Source organism: Clostridium sp. AF34-10BH (assembly GCF_003478095.1).
GTDB lineage: Bacteria > Bacillota > Clostridia > Lachnospirales > Lachnospiraceae > Acetatifactor > Acetatifactor acetigignens.
On the sequence record NZ_QUEC01000001.1, the window covers coordinates 411,963 to 422,643 of the forward strand.

9 protein-coding genes and 1 other RNA gene are annotated in these 10,681 nt (G+C 47.9%); 9 read left to right on the forward strand and 1 reads right to left on the reverse strand.

Translation table 11 applies throughout. The features are described from left to right. The first annotated feature begins 61 nt into the window (after positions 1-61). The 8 genes from pckA to DWZ61_RS01930 all read left to right on the forward strand — a co-directional run bounded on the left by pckA (position 62) and on the right by DWZ61_RS01930 (position 8,425). Positions 62-1,666, forward strand: a complete 1,605-nt coding sequence (pckA, locus tag DWZ61_RS01895) for a phosphoenolpyruvate carboxykinase (ATP) (protein WP_022311925.1) — start codon at positions 62-64, stop codon at positions 1,664-1,666. Positions 1,667-1,786: 120 nt separating this feature from the next. Continuing rightward, positions 1,787-1,981: non-coding RNA, 6S RNA (gene ssrS / locus DWZ61_RS01900), on the forward strand. Positions 1,982-2,058: 77 nt separating this feature from the next. Next, the gene (locus DWZ61_RS01905) at positions 2,059-4,038 is read left to right on the forward strand and encodes a SpoIID/LytB domain-containing protein (RefSeq protein ID WP_118537232.1); all 1,980 of its coding nucleotides are present in this window, start codon (positions 2,059-2,061) and stop codon (positions 4,036-4,038) included. Beyond that, entirely contained in the window at positions 4,023-4,988 is a 966-nt protein-coding gene (locus DWZ61_RS01910; protein WP_022311927.1) for a YihY/virulence factor BrkB family protein, read from the forward strand. Before DWZ61_RS01905 ends, DWZ61_RS01910 begins: the two co-directional genes overlap by 16 nt. Positions 4,989-5,096: 108 nt before the next feature. Further along, positions 5,097-6,515: an aminopeptidase gene (locus DWZ61_RS01915; protein WP_118537233.1), complete on the forward strand. Its 1,419-nt coding sequence runs from the start codon at positions 5,097-5,099 to the stop codon at positions 6,513-6,515. A 17-nt stretch (positions 6,516-6,532) separates the two neighbouring features. Next, the gene (gene queA, locus DWZ61_RS01920) at positions 6,533-7,576 is read left to right on the forward strand and encodes a tRNA preQ1(34) S-adenosylmethionine ribosyltransferase-isomerase QueA (protein ID WP_118537253.1); all 1,044 of its coding nucleotides are present in this window, start codon (positions 6,533-6,535) and stop codon (positions 7,574-7,576) included. After that, a complete protein-coding gene (locus DWZ61_RS01925) occupies positions 7,576-7,914 on the forward strand; it encodes a PilZ domain-containing protein (RefSeq protein ID WP_118537234.1) in 339 nt (112 codons plus the stop codon). The genes queA and DWZ61_RS01925 overlap by 1 nt, the downstream gene beginning before the upstream one ends. Beyond that, positions 7,901-8,425, forward strand: a complete 525-nt coding sequence (locus DWZ61_RS01930; RefSeq protein ID WP_172594752.1) for a VanZ family protein — start codon at positions 7,901-7,903, stop codon at positions 8,423-8,425. Before DWZ61_RS01925 ends, DWZ61_RS01930 begins: the two co-directional genes overlap by 14 nt. 43 nt (positions 8,426-8,468) lie before the next feature. On the opposite strand, the gene DWZ61_RS01935 is transcribed toward DWZ61_RS01930, so the two are convergent. Beyond that, the gene (locus tag DWZ61_RS01935) at positions 8,469-9,569 is read right to left on the reverse strand and encodes a prephenate dehydrogenase (protein WP_117464979.1); all 1,101 of its coding nucleotides are present in this window, start codon (positions 9,567-9,569) and stop codon (positions 8,469-8,471) included. A gap of 199 nt (positions 9,570-9,768) precedes the next feature. Here DWZ61_RS01935 and DWZ61_RS01940 point away from each other — a divergent pair, with 199 nt between their 5' ends. Beyond that, on the forward strand, positions 9,769-10,614 hold the full coding sequence (locus DWZ61_RS01940) for a formate/nitrite transporter family protein (RefSeq protein ID WP_118537236.1): 846 nt from the start codon (positions 9,769-9,771) through the stop codon (positions 10,612-10,614). Positions 10,615-10,681 lie beyond the last annotated feature (67 nt).

Genomic DNA, 10,681 nt, shown 5'->3' on the forward strand with positions numbered 1-10,681 from the left:
ACAGACGATGTGGCAGAAGATAAAGACACACATAAATTTAAAGGAAAGAGGTTAATGTAAGATGGCAGAGATCAATTTAAGCAAGTACGGCATCACCGGAACCACAGAAATCGTTCACAATCCTTCTTATGAAGAATTATTCAAAGAAGAGATGAAGCCTGAACTGAAAGGCTACGAGAAAGGTCAGGAGACCGAACTCGGTGCGGTAAATGTTATGACCGGTATATATACAGGACGTTCTCCCAAAGATAAGTTCATCGTTGAAGATGAAAACTCCAAGAACACTGTATGGTGGACTTCTGATGAGTACAAGAACGACAACCATCGTATGTCTCAGGAAACATGGGCTGCTGTAAAGGATATCGCTAAGAAGGAACTGTCCAACAAGAGACTGTTCGTTGTAGATGCATTCTGCGGTGCTAATAAGGACACCCGCATGGCTATCCGTTTCATCGTTGAGGTAGCTTGGCAGGCTCATTTCGTAACCAACATGTTCATCAAACCCACCGAGGAAGAGCTGAAGAACTTCGAGCCCGATTTCGTAGTTTACAACGCATCCAAGGCTAAGGTTGAGAATTACAAGGAGCTGGGTCTGAACTCCGAGACTTGTGTAGCATTTAATATCACCAGCCGCGAGCAGGTTATTGTTAACACATGGTACGGCGGAGAGATGAAGAAGGGTATGTTCTCCATGATGAACTACTACCTGCCTCTGAAGGGCATTGCTTCCATGCACTGCTCCGCAAACACCGATATGAACGGTGAGAACACTGCAATCTTCTTCGGTCTGTCCGGAACCGGTAAGACAACCCTGTCTACCGATCCTAAGCGTCTGCTGATCGGTGATGACGAGCACGGCTGGGATGACAACGGCGTATTCAACTTCGAAGGTGGATGCTACGCTAAGGTTATCAACCTGGACAAGGATTCCGAGCCCGACATCTACAACGCAATCAAGAGAGATGCTCTGCTTGAGAACGTAACCGTTGATGCTGACGGCAAGATTGATTTCAACGATAAGAGCGTTACCGAGAATACTCGTGTATCTTATCCTATCAACCATATTAAGAATATCGTACGTCCTATTTCTTCCGCACCTGCAGCTAAGAACGTAATCTTCCTGTCTGCTGATGCATTCGGTGTACTGCCTCCTGTATCTATTCTGACTCCGGAGCAGACCCAGTACTACTTCCTGTCCGGTTTCACAGCTAAGTTAGCTGGTACCGAGCGTGGTATTACCGAGCCTACCCCTACCTTCTCTGCTTGCTTCGGTCAGGCATTCCTGGAGCTGCATCCTACCAAGTATGCAGAAGAGCTGGTTAAGAAGATGGAGAAGAACGGTGCTAAGGCATACCTGGTTAACACCGGATGGAACGGAACCGGCAAGCGTATCTCCATTAAGGATACCCGTGGTATCATCGATGCTATTCTGGATGGCGCTATCAAGACCGCTCCTACCAAGAAGATCCCTTACTTCGATTTCGAAGTTCCTACCGAGCTGACTGGTGTTGACACCGGTATTCTGGATCCCAGAGATACCTACGCTGATCCTTCCCAGTGGGAAGAGAAGGCAAAGGATCTGGCTCAGAGATTCATCAAGAACTTCGCTAAATACGAAGGAAATGATGCTGGTAAGGCTCTGGTTGCTGCTGGTCCTCAGCTGTAATCTTACTTTACAGACAAATGCAAATATGGAAGGCTGTCTCTTCGGAGACAGCCTTTTTTGCAGATAATAATATTGGTAAAAATTTCAGTTGTAAAATGGAGCTCAACTCGCTATAATATACTTAACCTGAGATGTACGATAACTCTTACCAGTTTTGAACCTACATTTACTTTAAACGGGATTCCTATATTGCCAAGTGGCTGTCAAGCCCTCACTCCGCAAGGAGGATTGGAAGGGAAGGCAAAAGGTTGGTTGCGGTTACCCACCTAGCATTGCTAGGAGTCAAAAGGTAAGAGGCGGCATTTTGGGGATAACAATACAAAAGAGAGAGCAGTCCTTTGGGACTGCTCTTTTAAAGTCATAAAACAGATTCTGAATAGGCGGGAAATGATTTGAAGAAAAACAGACTGCTTGAGAATTATTATAAACTTTCCAGAGAACAGAGAATACAGTGGAAGAAATACCTGTGTGTGTTAGGTACGGCATTTCTTCTTTTTTTACTTCTGATAAATTTGTTACATAGCTGCGGTCGGGAGGAGCCGGGGGCACCGGAGACAGAAGAGGCCCTGCCTCAGCATATTCCAGTAGTACGGGAATTGAAAAACGTCTGGATCACGGAGGCGGAAGCTGGGCAGATCACTTTATTCTGTGACGGAGTAAGAGAGACCTATGATCTGGATACAGAGGCGAATGAGGCAGGCAGGCTGCCGACACCGGACCAGATGCGGGAACAGCTGGCAGATGTGGAACTTACGGATGACCTCGTGAGTGCCGTTATCCTGAAAACAGAGAAGTTCACAGGCCGGGTACTGTCGGCAGATGAAAGCGGTATCGAGATCGAGGGCAGGGGCCGGATCCCGTTGGCTGAGGATTACAAAGGGTATCGCCTGTACCGGGAGCTTACCATGTGTACCATTGAAGATCTGCGATTCGGCTATATGGATGCGGACTTTATTCGTGAAAATGACGAGATCTGCGGTATCCTGCTGGCCAGAGAAGATAACATGGACAAAATCCGGGTATTGATCAAAACTTCGGATTTTTCGGATGTTTTGCACCAGACGGTGACACTGACGGCGGAAAGTGATTTTCTACTACAGTACGGAACCGGTGAGGAAATGCAGGAAGAATTGTTTTCCAGGGGAGACGAGGTGACCATTGACACGGACAGCGATTATTTCGTGGGAGAACGGATCCGTATAGTACCGACAGTGCTGACCGGCCGGGTACGGCTGATCAATGTGAATCGAAGTCAGGGAACACCTTCTTACAGAGGGCATATAGAGCTGCTGCGGACCGCAGACGGAATTGCAGTGGTAAATGAGCTTCCGCTGGAAGAATATCTCTACAGTGTAGTGCCAAGTGAAATGCCGGCATCCTACCCACTGGAAGCCCTGAAAGCACAGGCTATCTGTGCCAGGACCTATGCCTACGGACATATGCTGCGGGCGGGCTATCCCCGGTACGGCGCCCATGTGGACGACAGCACTTCCTATCAGGTCTACAATAATATCACAGAAGCTGACAGTGCTACCACGGCGGTGAAGGAGACCTACGGACAGATGATCCTGACAGATGAAGGAACGGTGGCGAACACTTATTATTACTCTACCTCCTGTGGCGTGGGAACTACGGCAAATGTATGGAAGACAGCGGAGGCGGAGGCACTTGATTATCTGAAGAGTAGCCGGCTGAATCCGGAGAGCCTGATGCAGACGGACGGTGGGGTAATCGCGGCAGACAGCAATGAGGTAAACGGAGATGCAGGTCCAGAGGACCTGAGGGAAGAAGAGGCTTTCCGGGATTTTATCACGGAGACACATGCGGAAGATTATGAAGCGCAGGAAGGCTGGTACCGCTGGACATATACGGTAAAAGAGATTGATGTGGATCGGATAGTGGAGACGCTGAAGAAACGTTATGAAGCCAACGGAAAGTTAATATTGACTCTGAAGGACGATGACTATGTCAGTCAAAATATAAAAGCTTTTTCAAAAGTAAACGATATCTCCGTTGTAAAACGTGGCCCCGGTGGTGTGGCAGACGAAATGGTCATTGTCACGGACAAAGGAACCTTTAAGGTGATCTCGGAATATAATATCAGAGCAGTACTTTGTGACGGGGTTACGAAGGTGGTAAGGCAGGATGGTAGTGAGGTGGCCATGCCGAATCTCCTTCCCAGTGCATTTTTTGTGATTGAACCTAGCCATGATAAGAAAAATGTGGTAGGATATAACATTATCGGCGGTGGATTCGGCCATGGCGTTGGAATGAGCCAGAACGGTGCCAAAAATATGGCACTACAGGGGCTTGGCGCGGAACAGATCCTTAACTTTTTCTATGAAGGATGCGAGATATGCTCAGGACAATAATCAGCATCTGGCGTGATTTTTCCAGCCAGATGAAAAAACAGAATATCAGCGCTTATGCATCGAGTACAGCCTTTTTCCTGTTTTTGTCGGTGATTCCGATGCTGATGGTAGTCTGTGCGGTGATTCCTTATACCCCGGTGACGGAGCAGAATCTGGTCACGGCGCTGACGGATGTGACGCCGGATATTGCAGATGCCATGGTGGAGAGTCTGGTCGTTGATGTGTATGAGAGTTCTGTGGGAATTCTGCCGGTGGCTCTGATCGCTATGGTCTGGTCGGCGGCGAAGGGTGTCATGGCACTGATGCGGGGATTAAATGCGGTCAATGGTGTGGACGAGAAGCGTAATTACTTCGTGATCCGTTTTATTGCAAGCTTTTATACGTTGATCATGCTTGTAGTGTTGATTTTGTCACTGTTTTTCATGGTATTTGGTAATCAGCTGGTGGATATTGCATTACATAGGATTCCGCAGCTGCAGATGTTTGTGAGTCTCCTGATGAATTTCCGCTTTCTGTTCGTATGGGCGGTGCTGATTCTTTTGTTTGGCCTGATTTATACATATATCCCGGACACAAAGCTGAAATTCACGGAACAGGTTCCGGGAGCCTGCTTTGCTGCGGTAGTATGGAGTATATTTTCCTGGGGATTTTCCATGTATGTGTCTTATGGAAATGGGTATAGTATTTACGGAAGTCTGACCATTATTGTGATCATTATGTTGTGGATGTATTTCTGCATGTATATCATCCTGATCGGTGCTTATCTGAACCGTTATTTCCGTCCGGTGAACCGGGTACTGGTGAATCATGCCAGCAGTAAGAGCGAACTGGCAAGAGAGAACCGTAGACGCATCCGGGAGATCAAGAAGATCCAGCGCAGAAAAAAACATTATACGGAGATTGACAGGGATCCTAAGGGGCAGGATGAAAATCTGACAGACAGGAATTGAACTGCGGACACAAATGTAGTACACTGATACGGAGAGGGCGAGGAACCTCTCCTGTTATGATTATAGTAAAAGAGTATCCGGAAGACGGATGCGGAAATGAGGATAAATATGGAAAAGAAAAACACCTGGGAGACCTATTCTTCCAAACAGTTAAAAGAGCTGGAGAAAATAAACGCACAGTATCGTGATTTCTTAGACAACGGTAAGACCGAGAGAGAGTGCATTGACACCATTGTCAATACTATTGAGAAGTCCGGTTACCGTGAACTGGAGAGTCTGATCAAAGAGGGCGCTGCTCTTAAAACCGGAGATAAGGTATACAGCGTATGGATGAACAAATCCATCGCCATGTTCCAGATCGGACGTAAGCCCATGACAGATGGCATGAACATCCTCGGAGCCCATATCGACAGCCCCAGACTGGATGTAAAGCAGAATCCCCTGTATGAGGATGGTGGATTCGCTTATCTGGACACCCATTATTACGGTGGCGTGAAGAAGTACCAGTGGGTGACCATTCCACTGGCAATCCACGGAGTCATCGTGAAAAAGGACGGCACCTGTGTAGAAATCAATATTGGTGAGAACGAGGATGATCCTGTATTCTTCGTGTCCGATCTGTTGATCCATCTGGCACAGGAGCAGCTGGAGAAAAAGGCAGCAAAGGTTATCGAGGGTGAAGCTCTGGATATCATCGTAGGCAATAAGCCTCTGCTGATCGATAAGAAAGATAAGAAGAAGGACGAGAAAGAAGCCGGAAAAGAAGCAGTAAAGGCAGGTGTTCTGGATATTCTGAAAGAGACCTACGATATTCATGAAGAGGATTTCGTTTCCGCAGAGCTGGAGATCGTTCCTGCAGGAAAAGCAAGAGAAGCAGGCTTTGACCGCAGCATGACACTGGCTTACGGTCAGGATGACAGGGTCTGTGCTTACACTTCCATGCAGGCGATGCTGGACAGCAATGTGACCGACCGTACCATGTGCTGTATTCTGGTAGATAAGGAAGAAATCGGCTCCGTAGGTGCTACCGGCATGCAGTCTCATTTTTTTGAAAATGCCGTGGCAGAGGTGATGAATCTGGCAGGCGAATACAGCGAACTGAACGTGAGAAGATGCCTGGCACATAGCTGTATGCTGTCTTCCGATGTCAGCAGTGCTTTTGATCCTGCCTATGCGTCCAGCTTCGATAAAAAGAACGTGGCATACTTAGGTGGCGGTATGGTCATCAACAAATTCACCGGAGCCAGAGGCAAGTCCGGTTCTAACGATGCCAATGCGGAGTATCTGGCACATTTGCGCCATATCTTCGACAAAGCAGAGGTGAACTTCCAGACTGCAGAGCTTGGTAAGGTCGATTTGGGCGGCGGTGGAACCATCGCATATATTCTGGCACTGTATGGCATGAATGTCATCGACAGTGGTGTGGCAGTGCTGAACATGCATGCACCGTGGGAAGCTACCAGCAAGGCCGATGTATATGAGGCATATCGCGGATATAAAGCATTTGTGGAAGGAGCGAGCCTGTAATGGCAGAGACGACCGAACTGAAAAAATCCGATTTTTACTTTGATCTTCCCCAGGAGCTGATCGCACAGGACCCGCTTGAGGATCGTTCTTCCTCCAGACTGCTGGTACTGGATAAAAATACGGGAGAGATCTCTCATCACATTTTTCGGGATATTATCGACTATCTGCATCCCGGAGACTGTCTGGTGTTAAACAACACCAAGGTGATTCCAGCGAGACTTTTGGGAGAACGGGAAGGTACCGGCGGACATGTGGAAGTCCTTCTATTAAAACGAAAAGAAGCGGATGTCTGGGAGACTCTGGTAAAGCCCGGCAGGAAATGCAAGCCCGGTCAGCGCCTGACCTTCGGGGATGGACTATTAAAGGCAGAAGTCCTGGAGACTGTGGAAGAAGGTAATCGTCTGATACGTTTTGAATATGAGGGTATTTTTGAAGAAGTGCTGGACAAGCTGGGAGAGATGCCCCTGCCTCCTTACATAACCCATAAGCTGAAGGATAAGAATCGTTATCAGACCGTTTATGCCAAATATGAAGGCTCCGCAGCAGCACCTACGGCGGGATTGCATTTTACGCAGGAATTGTTGCAGCAGATTGCGGACAAAGGCATTAAGATCGCTTATGTGACATTGCATGTGGGACTGGGAACTTTCCGGCCGGTAAAGGAAGAGAACGTACTGGAGCATCATATGCATTCTGAGTATTATCAGGTGACGGAAGAAGCGGCGAACACCATCAATGAGACGAAGAAAAATGGGGGGCGTGTGATCTGCGTGGGTACCACCAGTTGCCGTACCGTGGAGAGCGCAGCGGACGAGCAGGGCATGGTACAGCCCGGCTGTGACAATACCGAGATATTCATTTATCCCGGATATCGTTTCAAGGTGCTGGATGCACTGATCACGAATTTCCATCTGCCGGAGTCCACACTGGTAATGTTGGTATCGGCACTTGCGGGAAGAGAACATATCCTGCACGCCTACGAAGAAGCAATCCGTGAAAAATACAGATTTTTCAGCTTTGGAGACGCTATGTTTATCGCTGACTTAAAAGGAGAAAAATAATGGAAGAAAGAAGACGAAGCAGGCGTACAGAAATGAGTTCCACCCTGATGGTAAAGCGCCTGGACCAGGGAGACATGCAGGAAGTCAGCATAGACATCGTAGATGTATCTCCCAACGGAGTGGGCTTTTTGTGCAAGGAAGTGTTAAGTATCGGTGCAGTGTATGAATCGAAACTGAGGATTTGGACGCATGAAGTGCTGCATGCGTTCTTACAGATCGTCAGGATCGAAATGAAGGGAGATTCTTATACGTACGGGGCTGTCTTCATCGGAATGTCGGAGAGTGATGCAGCAAGAATCCGCGTATACCAGACGATTAATGACGATGAAAAACAATAAGAAAAAAATAGCAGTCAGTGTTGTGGCTGCTATTTTACTTGTACTGTTATATCTGTTGATTTTCGCTTTTTCTGGTCAGGACGGTGAGAAATCAGGCTCACTGAGTTCTATGATCTCAGAAAAATGTGCGGAGCTTCTGAATGCTATTTCCGGGAAACACTGGACACAGAATGTGATCGACAGTATGGCAGCTTATTTTGAACATCCAATCCGTAAACTGGCTCATTTCTCCGAGTATGCATGTATGGGAGTGCTGCTGTACGGTGTGTGGAGACCCTGGAAGGAGAGGAACCGGAAACTGTATCTGCTGATCGTACTCTGGGTGTTTGTCTCCGCCGGAGCGGACGAGTTCCATCAGTTATTTGTCCCAGGACGCTATGGGTGTTTTGCGGATGTGGTGCTGGATACCTGTGGCGGTGCGTTTGGACTGCTCGTATGTGTCTGTGTGGAGAAAATAGTGCGGCGAAGGAAACAGAAGCGGAAAGATAAGGAAAAAGAGATCACTTTGTAGGTGATCTCTTTTTGTGTAGTGCGATGAGCCAGGTACAGGGTTTCTACTTCCTGTTGTGCAGACTGTAGCCCTTTTCGCAAAGAATCTTTGTGGATCTCTCGATGGCTTCTTCCTGATAGAATTCAATGCGCAGAACGCCGCCTTCGTACTCTCGGTTATGGACGATGCCGATGTTTTTGATACTGATATTTTTCAGGGCAAGAATCGTAGCCACGGCGGCAATCTCACCGGGTTCGTCGGCAATGTCAATGGTGATTGCATAAGAAGATTTTAACGGACCGCTGGCAGTGTTGATGAAGGAATCCCGGTAGATTCTGGCACTGTCGAACAGTTCATACAGGTCATCACCGCTTTTGGCATTTAATTCCTGCTGGATCCCCTGCAGGGAAGCAATGTAGGAGGACAACAGTGTCGAGATATTTTCTGTATTGGTCAGGCAGATCTGCTGCCATACCGCAGCGGAAGAAGAGGCAATTCTGGTAATGTCCTTGAAACCTCCGGCAGCGATCATCTTCATCAGTCCGTCCGCAGAATCCTTGTCCCGCACCAGATTTACCAGAGATGCGGCAATGATATGGGGGAGATGACTGACAGCTGCAGTAACGTAATCATGCTGTGCCGGCTCCAGAATCATAGGGATGGCACCCAGCTGCTGTACAAGATTTTTATAATCCGTGACTTTGTTTTCCGGAACGGAATCCGTGGGCGTGAGAATGTAATAGGCATTCTCCAAAAGAACGGCCTTGGAATTGATAAAGCCTATACGGTCACTTCCGGCCATGGGATGACCGCCGATAAACTGTCCTTCCAGACCGGCTTTTTTGATCTCTGTATGAATCTCACTCTTGACACTTCCCACATCAGTGAGCAGGGTCTTTGGTGAGAGAATTTCTTTTACAGCTGAGAGGTTCTCGTCATTTTTCTGTACCGGAGCACAGAGGAAAAGATAGTCGCAGTCGGAGAAGGAAGCATCGATCCTTGTGGTGATCACGTTGGCAACACCACACTGGGCAGCCTCCCGCAGGGTATCTGCATTGATATCGTATGCAATGATCTGAGACTGAGGGAGATTCTGACGGATCGCCCGGGCGATGGAACCGCCGATCAGACCCAGACCGATAAAACCAAATGTAAGAGTACTCATGTAGATTTCCTCGATTCTGCTATTTGCTGCTAATAAATAGTATGACAAAGTCGGAAGATGGCCGTTTGTCCTTTAAACACTATAGCAAATTAACGTGCGAAAATCAAGAGAGGGAAATATTCTTTTCGGATTTGCTTGCAAGAGTTTTGGAAATATGGCAAGATGGAACTGTTCAAAAAGGATAAGGAGGAATTTGGTTATGCATTCACCTTTGGAAATTGCAAGAAATTATATAGAAGTCGGGATCCATAAGGTAAATCTGTCGATCTTTAAGACGATTCTGTTGGGATTTTTTGCCGGTATGTTCATCGGTTTTGCAGGAATTGCTTCGACTACGGCATCCAGCACCATCGGCATCGCATCGGTGGCGAAGCTGGTAGGCGCTGCGGTATTCCCAGCGGGTATGGCTATGGTACTGGTAGCGGGCAGCGAGCTATTCACCGGCAACAATCTGATCATACTGGCAGTGCTGGAGAAGAAAGTCACGGTATGGAAGATGCTGAAAAACTGGCTGTTTGTTTACATCGGCAACTTCCTCGGTGCTGCTTTTGTGGCAGTACTGGTAGTGGTGGGACGGACACCGGATCTTTTCGGAGAGCAGCTGGCACAGGCCATTGTTAATGCCGCGGCATCCCGGACGAATTTAAGTGTGGGTGAGGCTTTCGTAAGAGGTATCCTGTGTAATATTCTGGTGTGCATCGCGGTATGGATGTCCTTTGCTGCGAAGCGGGTCTCCGGCAAGCTTCTGACCAGTTACTGGCCCGTGATGCTATTTGTATTATGCGGCTTCGAGCACAGTATCGCAGATATGTATTTCGGTGTATGCGGTCTTCTGACAGCGCAGGTCTACGGCATTGCAGCAGAGAGCCTGACCTGGTTCAATTTCCTCGTAAAAGCCCTGCTGCCTATTACTCTTGGCAACATCGTTGGTGGTGCTGGGATCGTAGGATGTGGTTACTGGCTGGCATACCTCCACAGAACACCCTACTCTGCAGACACGACAGCTGCCGAGCAGGAAGAGATTGATATTGCGGAAGAGTACTAAATTGAGAGTTAGTGAAGAAATGCTATCAAATCCCCGTAGCCCTTGGCAGGGTATAAGAAACGCGGCA